The organism is Pseudomonas sp. NPDC087639 (genome assembly GCF_044743385.1).
GTDB lineage: Bacteria > Pseudomonadota > Gammaproteobacteria > Pseudomonadales > Pseudomonadaceae > Aquipseudomonas.
Genome location: NZ_JBIUWI010000083.1, coordinates 1 through 19,548, shown reverse-complemented (window position 1 = coordinate 19,548; position 19,548 = coordinate 1). Strand labels below are relative to the sequence as shown.

General features: G+C 60.0%; 18 protein-coding genes and 1 pseudogene. 9 read left to right on the top strand and 10 right to left on the bottom strand.

Annotated elements, in window-relative coordinates; all coding sequences use genetic code 11:
• A pseudogene (locus tag ACIOVB_RS24415) lies at window positions 1-185 on the bottom strand (hypothetical protein); the annotation flags it as partial.
• Window positions 186-595: 410 nt separating this feature from the next.
• Here ACIOVB_RS24415 and ACIOVB_RS24410 point away from each other — a divergent pair.
• The 4 genes from ACIOVB_RS24410 to ACIOVB_RS24395 all read left to right on the top strand — a co-directional run bounded on the left by ACIOVB_RS24410 (window position 596) and on the right by ACIOVB_RS24395 (window position 5,089).
• Window positions 596-1,858 (top strand): ATP-binding protein, encoded by a 1,263-nt coding sequence (locus ACIOVB_RS24410; protein ID WP_187676753.1) that lies wholly within the window; start codon window positions 596-598, stop codon window positions 1,856-1,858.
• Entirely contained in the window at window positions 1,851-2,411 is a 561-nt protein-coding gene (locus tag ACIOVB_RS24405) for a response regulator transcription factor (protein WP_007942792.1), read from the top strand. Before ACIOVB_RS24410 ends, ACIOVB_RS24405 begins: the two co-directional genes overlap by 8 nt.
• Window positions 2,412-2,507: 96 nt before the next feature.
• Window positions 2,508-4,235: an ABC transporter ATP-binding protein/permease gene (locus ACIOVB_RS24400; protein WP_401271925.1), complete on the top strand. Its 1,728-nt coding sequence runs from the start codon at window positions 2,508-2,510 to the stop codon at window positions 4,233-4,235.
• A 104-nt stretch (window positions 4,236-4,339) separates the two neighbouring features.
• Entirely contained in the window at window positions 4,340-5,089 is a 750-nt protein-coding gene (locus tag ACIOVB_RS24395) for a FadR/GntR family transcriptional regulator (RefSeq protein WP_187676755.1), read from the top strand.
• Window positions 5,090-5,093: 4 nt separating this feature from the next.
• On the opposite strand, the gene ACIOVB_RS24390 is transcribed toward ACIOVB_RS24395, so the two are convergent.
• Genes ACIOVB_RS24390 through ACIOVB_RS24380 form a run of 3 tightly spaced genes read right to left on the bottom strand, consistent with a single transcriptional unit; the run spans window position 5,094 to window position 7,127 of the window.
• Entirely contained in the window at window positions 5,094-5,561 is a 468-nt protein-coding gene (locus ACIOVB_RS24390) for a hypothetical protein (protein WP_401271924.1), read from the bottom strand.
• A 54-nt stretch (window positions 5,562-5,615) separates the two neighbouring features.
• Window positions 5,616-5,807 (bottom strand): hypothetical protein, encoded by a 192-nt coding sequence (locus ACIOVB_RS24385; protein ID WP_401271923.1) that lies wholly within the window; start codon window positions 5,805-5,807, stop codon window positions 5,616-5,618.
• 15 nt (window positions 5,808-5,822) lie between these two features.
• Complete coding sequence (locus ACIOVB_RS24380) at window positions 5,823-7,127, bottom strand: phospholipase (RefSeq protein WP_401271922.1); 1,305 nt, start codon at window positions 7,125-7,127, stop codon at window positions 5,823-5,825.
• A 235-nt stretch (window positions 7,128-7,362) separates the two neighbouring features.
• On the opposite strand from ACIOVB_RS24380, the gene kdgD reads away from it, so the two are divergent.
• The 5 genes from kdgD (at window position 7,363) to ACIOVB_RS24355 (ending at window position 14,110) form a co-directional block, all read left to right on the top strand.
• Complete coding sequence (gene kdgD, locus ACIOVB_RS24375) at window positions 7,363-8,274, top strand: 5-dehydro-4-deoxyglucarate dehydratase (RefSeq protein ID WP_042557640.1); 912 nt, start codon at window positions 7,363-7,365, stop codon at window positions 8,272-8,274.
• 73 nt (window positions 8,275-8,347) lie between these two features.
• Entirely contained in the window at window positions 8,348-9,793 is a 1,446-nt protein-coding gene (locus tag ACIOVB_RS24370; RefSeq protein ID WP_401271921.1) for an aldehyde dehydrogenase family protein, read from the top strand.
• A 55-nt stretch (window positions 9,794-9,848) separates the two neighbouring features.
• Complete coding sequence (locus ACIOVB_RS24365; RefSeq protein ID WP_401271926.1) at window positions 9,849-11,342, top strand: MFS transporter; 1,494 nt, start codon at window positions 9,849-9,851, stop codon at window positions 11,340-11,342.
• Between the two features lie 11 nt (window positions 11,343-11,353).
• Window positions 11,354-12,907 (top strand): galactarate dehydratase, encoded by a 1,554-nt coding sequence (gene garD / locus ACIOVB_RS24360; RefSeq protein WP_401271920.1) that lies wholly within the window; start codon window positions 11,354-11,356, stop codon window positions 12,905-12,907.
• Window positions 12,908-13,168: 261 nt separating this feature from the next.
• Window positions 13,169-14,110 carry an AEC family transporter gene (locus ACIOVB_RS24355; protein WP_401271919.1) on the top strand — a complete coding sequence of 314 codons (942 nt, stop codon included), beginning with the start codon at window positions 13,169-13,171 and terminating at the stop codon, window positions 14,108-14,110.
• Between the two features lie 85 nt (window positions 14,111-14,195).
• Here ACIOVB_RS24355 and ACIOVB_RS24350 read toward each other — a convergent pair whose 3' ends face one another.
• From ACIOVB_RS24350 to gatC, 6 genes are all read right to left on the bottom strand, one after another.
• Window positions 14,196-14,573, bottom strand: a complete 378-nt coding sequence (locus tag ACIOVB_RS24350; RefSeq protein WP_187676762.1) for a carboxymuconolactone decarboxylase family protein — start codon at window positions 14,571-14,573, stop codon at window positions 14,196-14,198.
• Window positions 14,570-15,631 carry a calcium/sodium antiporter gene (locus ACIOVB_RS24345; protein WP_401271918.1) on the bottom strand — a complete coding sequence of 354 codons (1,062 nt, stop codon included), beginning with the start codon at window positions 15,629-15,631 and terminating at the stop codon, window positions 14,570-14,572. The genes ACIOVB_RS24350 and ACIOVB_RS24345 overlap by 4 nt, the downstream gene beginning before the upstream one ends.
• A gap of 46 nt (window positions 15,632-15,677) precedes the next feature.
• Window positions 15,678-16,049: a septal ring lytic transglycosylase RlpA family protein gene (locus tag ACIOVB_RS24340; protein ID WP_187676764.1), complete on the bottom strand. Its 372-nt coding sequence runs from the start codon at window positions 16,047-16,049 to the stop codon at window positions 15,678-15,680.
• A 218-nt stretch (window positions 16,050-16,267) separates the two neighbouring features.
• Window positions 16,268-17,713 carry an Asp-tRNA(Asn)/Glu-tRNA(Gln) amidotransferase subunit GatB gene (gene gatB, locus ACIOVB_RS24335; RefSeq protein WP_401271917.1) on the bottom strand — a complete coding sequence of 482 codons (1,446 nt, stop codon included), beginning with the start codon at window positions 17,711-17,713 and terminating at the stop codon, window positions 16,268-16,270.
• A gap of 10 nt (window positions 17,714-17,723) precedes the next feature.
• Complete coding sequence (gatA, locus tag ACIOVB_RS24330) at window positions 17,724-19,175, bottom strand: Asp-tRNA(Asn)/Glu-tRNA(Gln) amidotransferase subunit GatA (protein ID WP_401271916.1); 1,452 nt, start codon at window positions 19,173-19,175, stop codon at window positions 17,724-17,726.
• 16 nt (window positions 19,176-19,191) lie between these two features.
• Window positions 19,192-19,479: an Asp-tRNA(Asn)/Glu-tRNA(Gln) amidotransferase subunit GatC gene (gatC, locus tag ACIOVB_RS24325; RefSeq protein ID WP_007901429.1), complete on the bottom strand. Its 288-nt coding sequence runs from the start codon at window positions 19,477-19,479 to the stop codon at window positions 19,192-19,194.
• Window positions 19,480-19,548 lie beyond the last annotated feature (69 nt).

The window sequence follows — 19,548 nt, the reverse complement described above, 5'->3', positions numbered from 1 at the left end:
GGGTCGGTATTTTGCTCTTCGGTGTAGAGGGTCACGATCATCAGGTCGCGGGCCACTTCCTGGCTGACTTCGGCGCGCAGGGCAATCTGGTTGTAGTGCAGCTCATCGGCGGCCAGGGCCGGAAGGCTGGCGACGCTGCCGATGGTGAGGGCGAGAAGGGCGGCGCTGCGGCGAAATGTGTGCATGAAAGCTCCTTGATGGGGGCGCAGGTTTTTTCAGTTCTGGCCTGCGTGAACCATCAGACTCTAGCTTTTATGATCCGGTTCGCCCAGTTACAACTTCTATACAGATGACAGCGTGCAGTGGGGGAGTGCTTCTGTGGCGAGGGGATTTATCCCCGATCGGCTGCGCAGCAGTCGCCATTCAGCGCATGCGGTATGCCTGACTGAACCGGATTACAAGATTTGGGGCCGCTTCGCAGCCCATCGGGGATAAATCCCCTCGCCACATTGATCCCGAATACCTTCGGAACCTTGTTCGGCATAGCCCAGTTTTCAGGCAACGCCATGTGGTCGTTTGCCGCACTTTCGCCTCTCAAGGGCGCGGCTTGGTTATACTCCGTGCGATCCGCCTGGAGCGCTCATCAGGAGAGCTCATGCTCGCCCCCGTTCAACTGACTTCCGCCACTCGCCAGAACCTTTGGCGACTGACTTTCATCCGCACCCTGGTGCTCGCCGCGCAGGCCGGCTCTGTGGGGCTGGCCTATTGGCTGCAACTGCTGCCGTTGCCGTGGGTGCAACTGGCGATGACGCTCGGCTGTTCGACACTGCTCTGCGTGTTTACCGCCGTGCGTTTGCGCACATCGTGGCCGGTGACCGAACTCGAATACGCGCTGCAACTGGCCTGCGATCTGGTTATCCACAGTGCGCTGCTGTATTTCTCCGGCGGTTCAACCAACCCCTTCGTTTCCTATTATCTGGTGCCGCTGACCATTGCGGCGGTGACGCTGCCGTGGCGTTATTCGGTGATCCTGTCCGGCATCGCGCTGGCGTTGTACACCTTGATGCTGACGCGGTTTTATCCGCTGGAAACTCTGCCGGTCGCCCGCGAAAACCTGCAGATCTACGGCATGTGGCTGAGTTTCGCCCTGGCCGCTGCGGTGATCACTTTCTTCGCCGCGCGCATGGCCGAAGAGTTGCGCCGTCAGGAAGAATTGCGTGCGATCCGTCGTGAAGAAGGCCTGCGCGATCAGCAGTTGCTCGCCGTCGCCACCCAAGCCGCCGGCGCCGCCCATGAGCTGGGTACGCCGCTGGCAACCATGAGTGTGCTGCTTAAAGAGATGCAGCAGGATCACCCTGACCCGATGTTGCAGGACGATCTGAAAGTGCTGCAGGATCAGGTCAAACTGTGCAAAGAAACCTTGCAGCAACTGGTGCGCGCCGCCGAAGCCAATCGTCGACTGGCGGTGGAGATGCAGGACGTTACGGTGTGGCTCGACGAAGCGCTGAACCGCTGGCACCTGATGCGTCCGGAAGCCAGTTATCGCTTCCATCGTCTCGGCCAGGGCACGGTGCCGCGCATGGCGCCGCCGCCGGATCTGACCCAGGCCCTGTTGAATCTGCTCAACAACGCAGCCGACGCCTGCCCGGAAAACCTCAAGGTGACGCTGGACTGGGACGCGGAAAACCTGACCATCAGCATTCGCGACCACGGCGCCGGTGTGCCGCTGGCCATCGCCGAACAGATCGGCAAACCGTTTTTTACCACCAAGGGCAAAGGTTTCGGCCTGGGCCTGTTTTTGAGCAAGGCCAGCGTGACACGCGCCGGCGGCTCAGTGAAACTCTATAGTCATGAGGAAGGCGGCACGCTCACCGAGCTGCGCCTGCCCCACGGCGCCCGAGGAGACCAACATGAGTGACGAAATCCAAGTTGAAGGCGAAGAACTGCCGCATTTGCTGCTGGTCGACGACGACGCGACCTTTACCCGAGTGATGGCCCGCGCCATGGCCCGCCGTGGCTTTCGCGTCAGCACCGCCGGTTCTGCCGAAGAGGGCCTGACCATCGCCCAGGCCGATCTGCCGGACTACGCCGCGCTGGACCTGAAGATGGACGGCGACTCCGGCCTGGTGTTGCTGCCGAAGTTGCTCGAACTCGACCCGGAAATGCGCGTGGTGATCCTCACCGGTTATTCGAGCATTGCCACTGCGGTCGAGGCGATCAAGCGTGGCGCCTGCAACTACCTGTGCAAACCCGCTGATGCCGACGACGTCCTTGCCGCGCTGCTCTCCGAGCACGCCGACCTCGACACGCTGGTGCCGGAAAACCCGATGTCGGTCGACCGCCTGCAATGGGAACACATCCAGCGCGTGCTCACCGAGCACGAAGGCAACATCTCCGCCACTGCCCGCGCCCTGGGCATGCACCGCCGCACGCTGCAGCGCAAACTGCAGAAACGTCCTGTTCGTCGCTGAACCTGCGCTGAACGACTATCGCCAGCCCTCGCGATAAAACGCACCGATCATCTATGATCGGTGCGTGTCTGTTCTTTTCTATATCGAGCCTTTTCCATGAATCAGAACGCTGAATATTCCGCGGTCAACGATGCTGTGCGCGGGCAGTTTTTTCGCAAAGTGTGGGCGATGATCACGCCTTATTGGCGCAGTGAGGAGAAGGTCAAGGCCTGGACGCTGCTGATTGCAGTGATCGCACTCTCGCTGGTCAGCGTGGGCATCTCGGTGTGGTTCAACACCTGGTACAAGGATTTTTACAACGCGCTGCAAAAGAAGGATGAAGCGGCGTTCTGGAATCTGATTCTCTACTTTTGTGCAATCGCAGCGGTGGCGATTGTCGGTGCCGTATACAGACAATATCTGACGCAGATGCTGACGATCCGCTGGCGGGCGTGGCTGACCGAAAAGCATTTCTCCCGCTGGCTCGCCGACAAGAATTATTACCAGCTGGAGCAGGGCGGTTACACCGATAACCCGGATCAGCGGATTTCCGAAGACCTCAACAGCTTTACCTCCAACACCCTTGAACTGGGTATCGGGCTGTTGCGCAACATCGTCAGTCTGGTGTCGTTCTCGATCATTTTGTGGGGTGTGTCGGGCAGCATCGAAATCTATGGCATCACCATTCCCGGCTACATGTTCTGGTGCGTGCTGGTTTACGCCGTGGTGGGTAGTTGGCTGACGCATTTGATCGGTCGTCGCTTGATCGGTCTGAACAACAAGCAACAACGTTTCGAAGCTGACCTGCGTTTCTCTATGGTGCGGATACGTGAGAACGCCGAGAGTATCGCGTTGTACAACGGTGAGCCGAATGAGAACCGCCGGCTGAGTAACCGTTTCGGGATGGTCTGGCATAACTTCTGGGACATCATGAAAGTGTCCAAGCGCCTGACGTTTTTCACCGCCGGTTACAGCCAGGCCGCCATCATCTTTCCGTTCATCGTTGCTTCGCCGCGTTACCTCGCCGGTAAGATCGAACTTGGCGAGCTGATGCAGATCAGCTCGGCATTCGGCAACGTTCAAGAGAGCTTCAGCTGGTTTATCAACGCGTACCAGAGCCTCGCTTCCTGGCGTGCCACCTGTGATCGTCTGCTGAGTTTCCGCCAGGCGATGACCGACAATGAAGAGCGTCCTCCGGCCATCGATGTACAGAATCAGGGCCGCGAATTGAAGGTGCATGACCTCGGACTGGATCTGGCCGATGGTCGTCATCTGCTGACCAGCGCCGACATGACCGTCGAACCGGGTGAGCGCCTGATGCTCAGCGGCCGCTCCGGCAGCGGCAAGTCCACCTTGCTTCGGGCGATGGGCCATTTGTGGCCGGCGGGCCACGGCAGCATTCGACTGCCGGCGGCGCGTTATCTGTTCCTGCCGCAGAAGCCCTATCTGCCGATCGGCACTCTGCGAGATGCGCTGAGTTATCCACAACCGGGCGAGACCTACGCACCAGAACGTTATGCACAAGTGCTGGAAACCTGCCGCTTGCCGCATCTGGTCGCGCGTCTGGATGAAGCCAATCACTGGCAGCGCATGCTGTCGCCGGGTGAGCAGCAACGTCTGGCCTTCGCCCGCGCGCTGCTCTATGCGCCGCAATGGCTGTACATGGACGAAGCGACCTCGGCGATGGATGAAGAGGACGAAGCGACGTTGTATCAGGCGCTGATCGATCAGTTGCCGGGGTTGAGCATCGTCAGCGTTGGTCATCGCAGCAGCCTCAAACGCTTCCACCCACGGCATGTGCGGATCGACAGCGGTCATTTGGTTGAGCAGACCGTGAACGCCTGATCACCTCCACTCCTACAGAGAAGCGATGTGAGCCGACCAGTGATCGTACAACCCGCTTGAGCTATGATGCCCCCAAGCCGAATTTTCGAGACAAGATACAGACTATGGAAAACGCGATCGAAACCCCGCGCCTGCCGCGCAAGCGCCGCAGTCTGGCTCAGGAACTGGTGACGGTGCTGAGCGAGCAGATCCGCGATGGCCTGCTCAAGCGCGGCGACAAATTGCCCACTGAGTCGGCGATCATGGAAGCCCATGGCGTCAGCCGTACGGTGGTGCGCGAGGCGATTTCCCGTTTGCAGGCCGCCGGCCAAGTGGAAACCCGCCACGGCATCGGTACCTTCGTGCTCGACACACCGAGCCCGAGCGGTTTTCGTATCGACCCGGCCACCGTCGTTACCCTGCGTGACGTGTTGGCCATTCTTGAGCTTCGCATCAGCCTCGAAGTGGAGTCCGCCGGCCTCGCCGCGCAACGCCGCAGCCCCGAGCAACTGGCAACCATGCGTGCCGCCCTCGATGCGCTGAACGACAGCGTCGCCCATGCCAGCGACGCCGTGGCTTCTGACTTTGCCTTCCACCTGGAAATCGCCTTGTCCACGGGCAACCGCTATTTCACTGACATCATGACCCACCTGGGCACCAGCATCATTCCGCGTACCCGGCTGAATTCGGCGCGACTGGCCCATGACGATCAGCAGCACTACATGAATCGCCTGAGCCGCGAGCACGAAGAAATCTACGAGGCCATCGCCCGCCAGGATTCCGATGCGGCCCGTGCGGCCATGCGTCTGCACCTGACCAACAGCCGCGAAAGACTGCGCCAGGCCCATGAAGAGGCGCAGGCGCAGCGGGGGTAACGGCTTAGGCTTCGATACGCAGCATCAGCGGGGCCGAAAACGGCTCCATGCTCGATTCGTCCTGAAACTTGTAGCGCAGTTCAATTTCGCAACTCACGTACGTCTTCAGCACTTCCTTCGGAATCTGCAATTCAATGCCCGTGAGTTTTTCCATCTCGTCCTCGGCGTCATCCCAGGCGCCGGTATCAACTTCTTCGCCTGCCCATTCGGGCTCTTCGGGGTCGTCGCCAAGAATGGCGTAGACGCTCCAATTGGCTGCAAAGTCGCTGGAGTCCGGGACCTCAACGATCAGGTGATCGCTCAGTTCCGACAAGTTCACGGTGACCGTTTCAGATGAATGAGGCAGAAATTGCGGGAGTGTGGGTGAGGCTAAAGTCATGAGGGTCGCTCTCCATGCGTAGTGCGCCGTGATCCATTCACGGCGGTTCTGCACGGTAAAAGACTCTCGCGGAAGGTGTTTTAAACCGTTCATTTCCAGTCATTTCAAAGCCCCCCTGCGGCAGTCCCGGCAGGGGGGCGGATGTTGTCAATGGCGCGGCAGAATTGACCGGTCAACTCTTACGGCGAGCAGGCCAGCAACGGGTTTGGCATCAAAGGTGGCGTAACCTTGGGCATCCACCGTCGCCCGGGCGATAGGCAGGCCTTTGGCCAACAACTCCAGCGGCGCACCCTTGAGCGATTCGCCCGAGGCCAGTTCCAGTTTCAATGTGATCGTCATGGCGGTTCTCCTTGATTAATTGACGTTGCCGGTCGGGTGGTAATCCTTGAGCAGCAGGTAAGTGCTCCAGCCCCACCAGTCGTCGACGGTCGCGGTGTCGTTGAGGTTGTTGACGTCCTTGCGCCGCAACACTTTGCCGCCTTCGGTGCGGAACAGTGGCGAGAAGTTGTTCGCCAGATTCAGTACCGCCGTCAGGTCCGGCAGGCGTTTGAGCGCGGCGAACGCGGAAGGCGCGGGGAGGTTGCCGCTGAGGTAAGCCGCGAACACTTCATCTGCCGAGGTTTGCACCGCTTGATTGACCTGTTGGCGGTTGTCGGCGTCGGTGGCCTCGAAGTAGCGCTTGTCACCGTATGCCCGCCACTGATCACCACGACTGTTTTGTACCTTGAGGCCGAATTTGCTGTCCTCATCGTGCATAAAACGGGTGATCAACGAACCCAGATCGCTCGGTGTCACCACTGCCGCCAGCTCCTTGCGTGGCACCCGCAGGTGGCCGGAGGAAAACAGGTCGGTGAGGAAGTGGTCGGCAAACGCGTTCATCGCGTAAGCCCGTTCCAGTTGCAGCTCATCCTGATTGGCGCGGGCAGCAATGGCGGTTTGCAGCGCGGCGGTGTGGCCGGCGATATAGGCCAGTTTTGCCCATTCGCCAAAGTGGTCAGCGTTATTTGCCGCCAGTTTCAGGTAACGCCCGAGCGGGAACAGCGCCGAGACAAAACTGCCGCCACCGGTGATTTTGTTCCACTCTTCGGACAACGTATCTCCTAACGCGTCGTAGGCTTCGTGCGGTTGTTTCCCGTCCTTGATGGCCTGTTTAACCGCGTCGATCTCTTTTTGCATTACCGCAAGAATCTGCGTGGCTTCGGCCCGTGCGGCGGGCAACACCGCAAGAGAGTCGAAAGCGGCGATGAAACGTTGCAGGCGATCCACCGGCGTAGCGCCTTCGCTGATCGGGCGATCCGGGATGCCGTAGAAATCACCCCCCAACGCCAGAACCTGGCCGTAAGTGAAGGCTGAGCCGTTCGGCAGGTGCAGTTGCACGTTTTGCGCGAGCACCGGTTCGGCATTTTCGACAAAGCGCAGCAGCGTGTTGTCGCCGATGGCCGTGTGTTCGCCACCTTCGAAGCGTGCCTGCGGCCTGCCTTTAAAGGCGTTTGCGGGGAGGGCAGTGACCGGTTCGACATCGCTGTGGGCATCGGCGATGTGCAGCACCAGATGCGGATTTTCGGCGTCAAAGCCGATGCCGGATTCAGTGAACAGATCATCAAAACGGGCAATGATCGGCTTGGGTTTTTCCTGAGATTTCGGGTGTAGACCGGACATTTCTTTCTCCTTGATATGTCATCGGAAGGTTTATGTTTAGCTGTATGTATATACAGCTAAACAAACCTTAGCCGAGAAATTTCCTACGTCAAGAAACGATCTTGTCCGACAAAAAGTGCCCGCCAACGATGAAATGCAGTTGACGGTTATCTTTTAAGTTGTACGATGACCTACAACTTCAGCGAGCGCTGAAAGGTTTACTCACAACAATATTGCTACCCAGGGTGTTCGAATAATGAATCCACAAGAACTGAAGTCCATCCTCTCTGCCGGCCTGCTGTCTTTCCCGGTCACCGATTTCAACGCGCAGGGCGATTTCAACCGCGCGGGCTATATCAAGCGTCTGGAATGGCTGGCCCCGTATGGCGCTTCGGCCTTGTTCGCAGCCGGTGGCACGGGTGAGTTCTTCTCCCTGGCCGCCAGCGAATACTCGGAAATCATCAAGACTGCCGTCGACACCTGTGAAACCAGCGTGCCCATCCTCGCCGGCGTTGGCGGTTCGACCCGTCAGGCCATCGAATACGCTCAAGAAGCCGAACGTCTGGGCGCCAAAGGCCTGTTGCTGCTGCCGCACTACCTGACCGAAGCCAGCCAGGACGGCGTTGCCGCCCACGTTGAAGCCGTGTGCAAATCGGTCAAGATCGGCGTGGTCGTCTACAACCGCAACGTCTGCCGCCTGACCGCGCCGCTGCTGGAACGTCTGGCCGAGCGCTGCCCGAACCTGATCGGTTACAAGGACGGTCTGGGCGACATCGAGTTGATGGTGTCGATCCGTCGCCGCCTTGGTGATCGCTTCAGCTACCTGGGTGGTTTGCCGACCGCCGAAGTCTACGCCGCTGCCTATAAGGCGCTGGGCGTGCCGGTTTACTCCTCGGCAGTGTTCAACTTCATTCCGAAAACCGCGATGGATTTCTACCACGCGATTGCCCGTGAAGATCACGCCACCGTCGGCAAGATCATCGATGACTTCTTCCTGCCGTACCTGGACATCCGCAACCGCAAAGCCGGTTACGCCGTGAGCATCGTCAAGGCGGGCGCAAAAATCGCCGGCTATGACGCAGGCCCGGTGCGGGCACCGCTGACCGACCTGACCGGCGAAGAGTACGAAATGCTCGCCGCACTGATCGACAAGCAAGGTGCGCAGTAACACACGACAAACCGAGGCCGCTGAGCAATCAGCGGCTTTTTGCGTGAAGGCTTTTAGTTTCGAGGGCTGTCCCGTGGCAAATGCAAAACGTTACGACAACTACATCAACGGTGAATGGGTCGCCGCTGCCGATTACTCGGCCAACATCAACCCTTCCGAGTTGAGCGACACCATTGGTGACTACGCCAAGGCTGACCTGACTCAGGTTAACGCCGCCATTGACGCTGCCCGCGCGGCGTTCCCGGCGTGGTCGACTTCGGGCATTCAGGCCCGTCACGATTCGCTGGATAAAGTCGGCACGGAAATCCTCGCCCGCCGCGAAGAACTCGGCACTTTGCTGGCTCGGGAAGAGGGCAAAACCCTGCCCGAAGCCATCGGCGAAGTGACCCGCGCCGGCAACATTTTCAAATTCTTCGCCGGTGAATGCCTGCGTCTGTCCGGCGATTACGTGCCGTCGGTGCGCCCGGGCGTCAACGTCGAAGTGACCCGCGAAGCACTCGGCGTGGTCGGCCTGATCACCCCGTGGAATTTCCCGATTGCCATTCCATCGTGGAAGATCGCCCCGGCCCTGGCTTACGGCAACTGCGTAGTGCTCAAACCTGCCGATCTGGTCCCGGGCTGCGCCTGGGCGTTGGCCGAAATCATTTCTCGCGCAGGCTTCCCGGCCGGTGTGTTCAACCTGGTGATGGGCAGCGGTCGTGTCGTCGGTGAGGCGCTGGTCAACAGCCCGAAAATCGATGGCATCAGCTTCACCGGTTCGGTCGGCGTCGGTCGGCAGATCGCGGTCAACTGTGTGTCGCGTCAGGCCAAGGTTCAGTTGGAGATGGGCGGCAAGAACCCGCAGATCATTCTCGACGACGCCGACCTCAAGCAAGCGGTCGAACTGTCGGTGCAGAGCGCGTTCTACTCCACCGGTCAGCGTTGCACCGCGTCGAGCCGCTTGATCGTTACCGCCGGGATTCACGACAAGTTCGTTGAAGCCATGGCCGAACGCATGAAGTCGATCAAGGTCGGTCACGCGTTGAAATCCGGCACCGATATCGGTCCAGTGGTTTCGCAAGCGCAGCTTGAGCAGGACATGAAGTACATCGACATCGGCCAGTCCGAAGGTGCGCGTCTGGTCAGCGGCGGTGGTCTGGTGACCTGCGACACCGAGGGCTACTTCCTCGCGCCGACGCTGTTTGCCGACAGCGAAGCCTCGATGCGGATCAGCCGCGAAGAGATTTTCGGCCCAGTGGCGAACATCGTCCGCGTCGCCGATTACGACGCCGCACTGGCCATGGCCAACGACACCGAATTCGGTTTGTCGGCGGGCATTGCCACCACGTCGCTGAAGTACGCCAACCACTTCAAGCGCCACTCCCAGGCCGGGATGGTGATGGTCAACCTGCCGACGGCGGGCGTGGATTACCACGTTCCATTCGGTGGGCGTAAGGGTTCATCCTATGGATCACGTGAGCAAGGCCGCTATGCGCAAGAGTTCTACACGGTCGTGAAGACCAGCTACATCGGCTCCTGAATGGAGCACGCGGTGTCGACCCTGACACCGCAATCCCTGTAGGAGCTGCCGCAGGCTGCGATCTTTTGATCCTGATCTTAAAAACAAGATCAAAAGATCGCAGCCTTCGGCAGCTCCTACAGGGAATAAAAGCCAGACCAAAGAAGATTCACCCGCGCATAAAAATAATCAGTGGGAGTACATCTACATGCAATCGTCCAAGCCGACTCACGTCCGCTATTTGATCCTGCTCATGCTGTTTCTGGTGACCACGATCAACTACGCCGACCGCGCCACCATCGCGATCGCCGGTTCCAGCCTGCAAAAAGACCTCGGTATCGACGCGGTCACCCTCGGTTACATCTTCTCCGCATTCGGTTGGGCCTACGTGGCCGGGCAAATCCCCGGTGGCTGGTTGCTCGATCGCTTCGGCTCGAAAAAAGTCTATGCCCTGAGCATTTTCACCTGGTCGCTGTTCACCGTGCTGCAAGGCTTTGTCGGTGAATTCGGCATGTCCACGGCGATTGTTGCGCTGTTCATGCTGCGCTTTCTGGTCGGCCTGGCTGAAGCGCCGTCCTTCCCCGGCAACGCACGCATTGTCGCTGCCTGGTTTCCGACTGCTGAACGCGGTACCGCCTCGGCGATTTTCAACTCGGCGCAATACTTTGCCACCGTGTTGTTCGCCCCACTGATGGGCTGGATCGTTTACAGCTTTGGCTGGGAACACGTGTTTATTGTCATGGGCATCCTCGGCATCGTCTTCTCGCTGATCTGGCTGAAAGTGATCTACAGCCCGCGCGAACACCCGCGCATCAATGATGCCGAGTTCAAACACATCGCCGAAAACGGCGGCATGGTCGACATGGACCAGCGCGGCAAAAAATCCGATGGCCCGAAGTGGGATTACATTCGTCAGTTGCTGACCAATCGCATGATGCTCGGCGTATACCTGGGCCAATACTGCATCAACGGCATCACTTACTTCTTCCTGACCTGGTTCCCGGTTTATCTGGTGCAAGAGCGTGGCATGACCATTCTCAAGGCGGGTTTCATTGCGTCCTTGCCGGCGATCTGCGGTTTCATCGGTGGTGTGCTCGGCGGGGTGATTTCCGATTACCTGCTGCGTAAGGGTCATTCTCTGACCTTCGCCCGCAAGGCGCCGATCATCGCCGGCCTCCTGGTGTCCAGCAGCATCGTGGCTTGCAACTATGTCGATGTTGAGTGGATGGTGGTCGGCTTCATGGCCCTGGCATTCTTCGGCAAAGGCGTTGGCGCTCTCGGCTGGGCAGTGGTTTCCGACACCTCGCCGAAACAGATTGCCGGTCTGAGCGGTGGCCTGTTCAACACCTTCGGCAACATCGCTTCGATCACCACGCCGATCGTGATTGGCTACATCATCAGCTCCACCGGTTCGTTCAAGTGGGCGCTGGTGTTCGTCGGTGCCAACGCACTGGTCGCGGTGTTCAGCTATCTGGTGATCGTTGGCCCGATCAAGCGTGTCGTGTTGAAAGAGCCGCCAACCCAAGGTGGTACTGAAGCCACCGGCAAATTGTCTCAAGCGCATTCCTGAGGAGCGGCGTCATGCAGTTGATTGAACATTCCGACTCGCCGCGCTACATCCGCCTGCACGAGCGGGACAACGTCGTGGTTGTGGTCAATGACCAGGGCGTACCGGCCGGCACTGAATTCGCCGATGGCCTGGTGACGCTGGATTTTGTGCCGCAAAGCCACAAGGTCACTCTGGAGGACATTCCCGAGGGCGGCCAGGTGATTCGCTACGGTCAGATCATCGGTTATGCCTTGCAGCCGATCCGCCGTGGCAGTTGGGTCAAGGAAGATCAACTGCGCATGCCGACCGCGCCGCCGCTGAACAGCCTGCCGCTGTCGACCGAGGTGCCGGACGCTCAGGCACCACTGGAAGGCTTCACCTTCGAGGGGTATCGCAACGCCGACGGCACCGTCGGCACGCGCAACATCCTGGGCATCACCACCACCGTGCAATGCGTGACTGGCGTGCTCGATCACGCGGTGAAACGCATCAAGGAAGAACTGCTGCCGAAGTACCCGCACGTCGATGACGTAGTCGCATTGACCCACAGTTACGGCTGCGGCGTGGCGATCACGGCCACCGATGCCTACATCCCGATTCGCACCGTGCGCAATCTGGCACGCAACCCGAACCTGGGTGGCGAGGCGTTGGTGATCGGTCTGGGCTGCGAGAAATTGCAGGCCGGGCAGGTGATGCACGAGGACGATGCTTCGGTGGATCTCAGCGAGCCGTGGCTGTATCGCTTGCAGGATTCCAGTCACGGTTTTACCGAGATGATCGAGCAGATCATGGAACTGGCTGAAGTCCGCTTGAAGAAGCTCGACCAGCGTCGCCGCGAAACCGTGCCAGCGTCCGAGCTGATCCTCGGCATGCAGTGCGGCGGCAGCGACGCGTTCTCCGGCATCACCGCCAACCCGGCGCTGGGATACGCCTCGGACTTGCTGCTGCGCGCGGGGGCGACGGTGATGTTTTCCGAAGTCACCGAAGTGCGTGATGCGATTTATCTACTGACTTCCCGCGCCCAGACCAAGGCTGTCGCCGAGGAACTGGTGCGCGAGATGGACTGGTACGACCGTTATCTGGCCAAGGGCGAAGCGGATCGCAGCGCCAACACCACGCCGGGCAACAAGAAGGGCGGGTTGTCGAACATCGTCGAGAAGTCATTGGGCTCGATCGTCAAATCCGGCAGCAGCGCGATCAACGGCGTGCTTGGCCCGGGCGAGCGCTTCAAGCAGAAGGGGCTGATTTTCTGTGCGACCCCGGCCAGTGATTTTGTCTGCGGCACGTTGCAGTTGGCGGCAGGGATGAACCTGCATGTCTTCACCACGGGGCGCGGCACGCCGTATGGCTTGGCGATGGCGCCGGTGGTGAAGGTCTCGACGCGTACTGAACTGGCGCAGCGTTGGCCTGACTTGATCGACATCGACGCCGGGCGGATTGCCACCGGGCGCGCGACGATCGAGGAGTTGGGCTGGGAGTTGTTCCACTACTACCTGGCCGTGGCGAGCGGCAAGCAGCAGACGTGGGCGGAGAAGCACAAGCTGCATAACGACATTACGTTGTTCAATCCGGCGCCGATTACCTGAGTTTTGGGGGGAGGTCAAAAGCTTACCCTCACCCCAGCCCTCTCCCGGAGGGAGAGGGGGCCGATTCGGGAATATTTTAGAAGTACATCGACCTGAAAGTGCTTGGCTGAATCCATAATCGACTCGCACTTTCAGGTCGATGTATAGCGAAAGACACCTCGGTCAGTCCCCTCTCCCTCCGGGAGAGGGTTAGGGTGAGGGCTCTTGAAGCTTTTGGCTTATCATTAGCCCCCTAACGACGCTCACCCAAGGCTCCCCGGCATGCTGGCAATCTTCCTCGAAACCCTGAACATCACCGCGCCGGTGTTTGCCATGCTGTTTCTCGGTGTGCTGCTCAAGCGCATCGACTGGATCAACGACAACTTCATCCACACGGCCTCGTCGCTGGTGTTCAACGTCACCATGCCGGCGTTGCTGTTCCTTGGCATCCTGCATGCCGACTTGCACGCCGCGTTGCAACCGGCGCTGCTGATCTATTTCTCCATTGCAACGCTGGTGAGTTTTGCTGTGGCCTGGGGCTGGGCGATTTTGCGCTGTCCGCGTGAAGATCGCGGCATCTATACCCAAGGCGCGTTTCGCGGCAACAACGGTGTCATCGGCCTGGCACTGGCCGCAAGCATGTACGGCGAGTACGGGATTTCCCTCGGGGCGATTCTCGCGGCGCTGGTGATCCTGTTTTACAACACGCTGTCGACCATCGTGCTGGCGGTGTACAGCCCGGTGATCAAGTCCGATCCGTGGAGCATCTGCAAAAGCGTGTTCAGCAATCCGCTGATCATCAGCGTGATCGCGGCGGCGCCGTTTGCCTATTTCAAGATCGGTCTGCCGGGGTGGCTGGAAACCTCCGGCCAGTATCTGGCGCAGACCACTTTGCCGCTGGCGCTGATCTGCATCGGCGGCACCTTGTCGCTGGCGGCGCTGCGCAAGAGCGGCAACATGGCGCTCAGTTCCAGTCTGGTGAAGATGATCGGCCTGCCGGTGCTGGCGACGTTCGGCGCATGGCTATGCGGTTTTCGCGGGGCTGAACTGGGGATTCTGTTTCTGTACTTCGGCAGCCCGACGGCGGCGGCCAGTTTTGTCATGGCCCGGGCGGCGCAGGGCAATCACGAGCTGGCGGCGGCGATCATTGTGCTGACCACTCTGATGGCGGCGATCACCACCAATCTCGGGATCTTCTTTTTGCAGTGGGGCGGGTGGATCTGACCGGCAAGATCAAAAGATCGCAGCCTGCGGCAGCTCCTACACAGGATTGCGTTCCCCTGTAGGAGCTGCCGAAGGCTGCGATCTTTTAGCTCTTCTGATAGGTATCGATCACTTCCTGCGCCGCGCGAAACGCATCGATCGCCGCCGGCACACCGGCATACACCGCACAATGCAGCAGCGCCTCGCGAATCTCATCCACTGTGCAGCCATTGTTCAGCGCTCCGCGCACATGACCTTTCAGCTCTTGCGGACATTTCAAGGCAGTCAGCGCAGCAAGCGTGATCAAACTGCGGGTCTTCAACGGCAGGCCTTCGCGGTTCCACACGCCACCCCAGGCATGCTCATTGACGAAATCCTGCAGCGGCTGGGTGAATTCCGTGGCGTTGCCCAGCGCCCGATCAACAAACGCATCGCCCATTACCTGGCGGCGGACTTCAACCCCGGACTTCTTCGATTCGGTCATGGCATATCCTTTTTGTGGTGTTGGCGGCGCCAGGCGATGACTGACGTGATCAGCAAAAACGTCAGCAGCGTCGGCAAGACGTAAAACAACATCAGCCGCTCAAGCTTGCCGGCCAGCGGCATGCCGGTGGTGAACGACACCACATGCAGCCCGTACGCCAGATACAAACCAAGCAGCAGCAGACCTTCGGCGCGGGTCACGCGGTAGCCGGAATAGAACACCGGCAGACACAGCGCTGCGACACCGAGCATCACCGGCAAGTCGAAATCCAGCGCATTGGGCGACACCGACAGCGGTGTCGGCGCGATCAACGCGGTGATGCCGAGTACCCCGAGCAAGTTGAAAAGATTGGCACCGATCACGTTGCCTACCGCAATGTCCCGTTGCCCGCGCAATGCGGCGATCAGCGAGGTCGCGAGTTCCGGCAGCGAGGTGCCGACGGCCACCACGGTCAGCCCGATAACGCGCTCGGAAAATCCAAGATCGGTCGCCACCACAACGGCAGCGCCCAACAGCAGATGCCCGGCGAAGACCAACATCGCCAGACCGACGATGATCATCAGCGAACAGCCGACCCAGGACGTCTGCGGCGCTTCGGGATGCTCCGAATGCGGTCGTGTCGAATGCCGTGACTGGCGCAGCAGCAAACCAAGGTATAGCGCCAGTGCGCCCAGTAAGAGGATGCCGTCGATGCGACCGATTTCCTCATTCCACGCCAGAACGAACACCAGCAGGCAGGCACCGATCATCAGCGGAATATCGAGGCGCACCAGTTGCCGCGACACGCGCAGCGGAATGATCAGCGCCGACAAGCCGAGGGTCACGAGGATGTTGAAGATGCTGCTGCCGACCACGCTACCGACGGCGATGTCGGGATTGTGCGCCAGTGCGGCTTGCAGACTCACCGCCATCTGCGGGGCGCTGCTGCCGAGGGCGACGATGGTCAGGCCGATGATCAGTGGCCGTACATTCAGTCGCGCGGCGAGGCGCACCGCTGCGCGCACCATCAGTTCGGCACCGAAGATCAGCAGGCATAGCCCAGCGAGCAATTCGATCACGCTGATCAGCGGTAAATCGGTCAGTCCGAAAATGGTCGGCGCTCCATCAGTCGAGGGCCTGAATGCGGACCCGCGCAGTACCGGCGCGCAGCATGCCGATCTGGTTTGCGGCCTCGCGGGACAGGTCGATCAGTCGGCCACGGGTATGGGGGCCGCGGTCGTTGATACGCACCACGACGGATTCGTCATTCTTCAGATTGGTGACCTTTACCCGGGTGCCGAACGGCAACTGGCGATGGGCGGCGGTCAGGCCATGCTGGTTGAACGCTTCGCCGCTGGCGGTGCGTTTACCGTGGTGTTTGGCTCCGTAATAGGAGGCGACGCCGGTCTGGTCGTAACCGTGCGGGTCGATGGTGTCGGTGCTGGCGCATCCGGCCAGTAAAGAGAGCAGGGCGCAGCTGACTAACAGACGCTTCATTCAAAGGTTTCCCGAAACAAATGTGGGAGCGACCTGTGGCGAGGGGATTTATCCCCGTTGGACTGCGCAGCAGTCCCAAAATCTGAGAACTCGGTTTATCTGGTGCAAATCAAGCTCAGCAATTGGGGCCGCTTCGCGGCCCAACGGGGATAAATCCCCTCGCCACAGGTTACTCCCACAAGGGGTGGAGCCAGGATGTGGATCTGGCTCCATTGTGGTCAGCCTTCGAGCTTGCTTTTCAGCAGTTCGTTCACTTGCTGCGGGTTGGCCTTGCCTTTGGAGGCTTTCATGGCCTGTCCGACGAAGAAGCCGAACATCTTGCCGCGTTTGGCTTCGTCTGCCGCGCGGTATTGCTCGACCTGCTCGGCATTGGCCGCGAGCATTTCGTCCAGCACCGCCGAGATCGCGCCGCTGTCGGTGACTTGCTTGAGACCGCGTTTTTCGATGATCTCGTCCGCGCTGCCTTCGCCGTTGGCCATCGCTTCGAACACAACCTTGGCGATCTTGCCGGAGATGGTGTTGTCCTTGATGCGCTGCAGCATGCCGCCCAGCAGTTCAGCGGAAACCGGCGACTCGTCGATGTCCAGGCCTTGCTTGTTGAGCAGGCTGCCCAACTCGACCATCACCCAGTTCGCCGCCAGTTTGGCGTCGCCGCCGATGGCTGCAACTTTCTCGAAGTAGTCGGCTTGTTCGCGGCTGGTGGCCAGCACGCTAGCGTCGTAGACCGACAGACCGAATTGCTCCTGGAAGCGCTCGCGTTTCTGCGGAGGCAGTTCCGGCAGGGTGGCGCGCACCTCGCCCAGGAACGACTCTTCGATGACCACGGGCAGCAGGTCCGGATCGGGGAAGTAACGGTAGTCGTTGGCTTCCTCTTTGGAGCGCATCGGACGGGTTTCGTCCTTGTTCGGATCGTACAGACGGGTCTGCTGGATCACTTTGCCGCCGTCTTCGATCAGCTCGATCTGACGCTGGATCTCGGAGTTGATCGCCTTCTCGATGAAACGGAACGAGTTGACGTTCTTGATCTCGCAGCGCGTGCCGAAGGCTTCCTGACCTTTCGGACGGATCGACACGTTGCAGTCGCAACGCAGCGAACCTTCGGCCATGTTGCCGTCGCAGATGCCCAGGTAACGCACCAGCGCGTGGATCGCCTTGACGTAAGCCACGGCTTCCTTGGCGCTGCGCATGTCCGGCGCGGAGACGATTTCCAGCAGCGGCGTGCCGGCACGGTTCAGGTCGATGCCGGTAGCACCGTTGAATTCTTCGTGCAGGCTCTTGCCGGCGTCTTCTTCGAGGTGCGCGCGGGTGATGCCGACACGTTTGACCGTGCCGTCTTCCAGCGCGATGTCCAGGTGTCCCTTGCCGACGATCGGCAATTCCATCTGGCTGATCTGGTAGCCCTTCGGCAGGTCCGGGTAGAAGTAGTTTTTACGGGCGAACACGTTGTGCTGACCGATCTCGGCGTCAATCGCCAGACCGAACATCACCGCCATGCGCACTGCTTCCTGGTTCAGCACCGGCAAAACGCCCGGCATGCCCAGATCGACCAGACTGGCCTGCGTGTTCGGCTCGGAACCGAACGTGGTGGAACTACCGGAAAAGATTTTCGACCGGGTGGTGAGCTGAGTGTGAATCTCCAGCCCGATCACGACTTCCCATTGCATGTGTGTCTCCTCAGAAGCCGGTTGGGGTGCGGGTGTGCCAGTCAGTGTTCAACTGATACTGATGCGCAACGTTGAGCAAACGGCCTTCCTGGAAATACGGAGCGAGCAGTTGCACGCCAACCGGCAGACCGTCGACAAAACCGGCCGGCATCGACAGGCCCGGCAGGCCCGCGAGGTTGGCGGTGATGGTGTAGACGTCTTCCAGATAGGCAGCGACCGGGTCGCTGTTCTTGGCGCCGAGTTTCCAGGCCGGGTTCGGCGTGGTCGGGCCAAGGATGATGTCGACTTCATTAAAGGCAGCCATGAAGTCGTTCTTCACCAGACGACGGATTTTCTGCGCCTTCAGGTAGTAGGCGTCGTAGTAACCGGCGGACAGCGCATAGGCACCGACCATGATCCGGCGCTGTACTTCAGGCCCGAAGCCTTCGCCACGGGAGCGCTTGTACAGGTCGATCAAGTCTTTCGGGTGCTCGCAACGGTGGCCGAAACGCACGCCGTCGAAACGCGAGAGGTTCGAAGAAGCTTCGGCCGGGGCGATCACGTAGTACGCAGGAATCGCGTGCTGCATGTTCGGCAGGCTGATTTCCTTGATCACGGCACCGAGCTTCTGCAGCTCTTTGATGCTGTTCTGGATCAGCTCGGCGATACGCGGGTCGAGACCGGCGCTGAAGTATTCCTTCGGCACACCGATGCGCAGGCCCTGCAGCGACGTGTTGAGGCTGGCGGAGTAATCCGGCACGGGCTCATCGATGCTGGTGGAGTCGTTCTGATCGAAGCCGGCCATACCTTGCAACAAAATTGCGCAGTCTTCGGCAGTGCGCGCCAACGGGCCGCCCTGATCGAGGCTGGAAGCGTAAGCGATCATGCCCCAGCGCGAAACGCGACCGTAGGTCGGTTTCAGGCCAGTGAGGTTGGTGAACGCGGCCGGCTGACGGATCGAACCACCGGTGTCGGTGGCAGTGGCCGCAGGCAACAGACGAGCGGCAACGGCCGCCGCCGAACCACCGGACGAACCGCCCGGCACGTGTTCCAGGTTCCACGGGTTTTTCACTGCGCCGTACCAGCTCGACTCGTTGGCCGAACCCATGGCGAATTCGTCCATGTTGGTCTTGCCCAGGGTCACGGCACCGGCTGCGGCCAGTTTCGCGACCACGGTGGCGTCATACGGGGCCTTGAAGTTGTCGAGCATCTTCGAGCCGCAACTGGTGCGGATGCCCTGGGTGCAGAACAGGTCTTTGTGGGCGATCGGCGCACCAAGCAGCGCGCCGCTCTCACCGTTGGCCCGGCGTACGTCGGCGGCTTTCGCCTGCTCGATGGCCAGCTCTTCGGTGAGGCTGATGAAACTGTTGAGCTGCGGGTCGAGCTGGGTGATACGCGCCAGCAGGACTTTGGTCAGCTCTTCGGAGGAAAACTTTTTATCGGCGAGACCGCGGGCGATCTCGGCCAGAGTCATTTGATGCATTGCAGGCTCTTTCCCTTTAGTCGATGACTTTCGGAACCAGATACAGGCCGTTTTCGACCGCTGGTGCGATGGACTGATAGGCCTCGCGATGATTGGTCTCGGTCACGACGTCGGCGCGCAGGCGCTGACTGGCTTCCAGCGGGTGGGCCAGAGGCTCGATACCGTCGGTATTAACAGCCTGCATTTCGTCGACCAGCCCGAGAATGCTGTTGAGGGCGGAAGTAATGTGCGGAAGATCGGCATCATTGAGGCCAAGGCAGGCCAAATGAGCGATTTTTTCCACGTCGGAGCGTTCTAGCGCCATCGGGATTCTCCAGTGGAAAACAGAACGGACGGCGTCCGTGTGTTAGATTGTCGGAACACTACCGCACTT

What these genes read in the sequence shown, in the direction of transcription:
- garD (WP_401271920.1), top strand. Translation starts at nt 11,354, where the DNA reads ATGCAGTTGATTGAACATTCCGACTCGCCGCGCTACATCCGCCTGCAC.
- ACIOVB_RS24380 (WP_401271922.1), bottom strand. Translation starts at nt 7,127, where the DNA reads ATGTCCGGTCTACACCCGAAATCTCAGGAAAAACCCAAGCCGATCATT.
- ACIOVB_RS24355 (WP_401271919.1), top strand. Translation starts at nt 13,169, where the DNA reads ATGCTGGCAATCTTCCTCGAAACCCTGAACATCACCGCGCCGGTGTTT.
- gatC (WP_007901429.1), bottom strand. Translation starts at nt 19,479, where the DNA reads ATGGCGCTAGAACGCTCCGACGTGGAAAAAATCGCTCATTTGGCCTGC.
- kdgD (WP_042557640.1), top strand. Translation starts at nt 7,363, where the DNA reads ATGAATCCACAAGAACTGAAGTCCATCCTCTCTGCCGGCCTGCTGTCT.
- ACIOVB_RS24400 (WP_401271925.1), top strand. Translation starts at nt 2,508, where the DNA reads ATGAATCAGAACGCTGAATATTCCGCGGTCAACGATGCTGTGCGCGGG.
- ACIOVB_RS24385 (WP_401271923.1), bottom strand. Translation starts at nt 5,807, where the DNA reads ATGACGATCACATTGAAACTGGAACTGGCCTCGGGCGAATCGCTCAAG.
- ACIOVB_RS24390 (WP_401271924.1), bottom strand. Translation starts at nt 5,561, where the DNA reads ATGAACGGTTTAAAACACCTTCCGCGAGAGTCTTTTACCGTGCAGAAC.
- ACIOVB_RS24405 (WP_007942792.1), top strand. Translation starts at nt 1,851, where the DNA reads ATGAGTGACGAAATCCAAGTTGAAGGCGAAGAACTGCCGCATTTGCTG.
- gatA (WP_401271916.1), bottom strand. Translation starts at nt 19,175, where the DNA reads ATGCATCAAATGACTCTGGCCGAGATCGCCCGCGGTCTCGCCGATAAA.
- gatB (WP_401271917.1), bottom strand. Translation starts at nt 17,713, where the DNA reads ATGCAATGGGAAGTCGTGATCGGGCTGGAGATTCACACTCAGCTCACC.
- ACIOVB_RS24340 (WP_187676764.1), bottom strand. Translation starts at nt 16,049, where the DNA reads ATGAAGCGTCTGTTAGTCAGCTGCGCCCTGCTCTCTTTACTGGCCGGA.
- ACIOVB_RS24395 (WP_187676755.1), top strand. Translation starts at nt 4,340, where the DNA reads ATGGAAAACGCGATCGAAACCCCGCGCCTGCCGCGCAAGCGCCGCAGT.
- ACIOVB_RS24350 (WP_187676762.1), bottom strand. Translation starts at nt 14,573, where the DNA reads ATGACCGAATCGAAGAAGTCCGGGGTTGAAGTCCGCCGCCAGGTAATG.
- ACIOVB_RS24410 (WP_187676753.1), top strand. Translation starts at nt 596, where the DNA reads ATGCTCGCCCCCGTTCAACTGACTTCCGCCACTCGCCAGAACCTTTGG.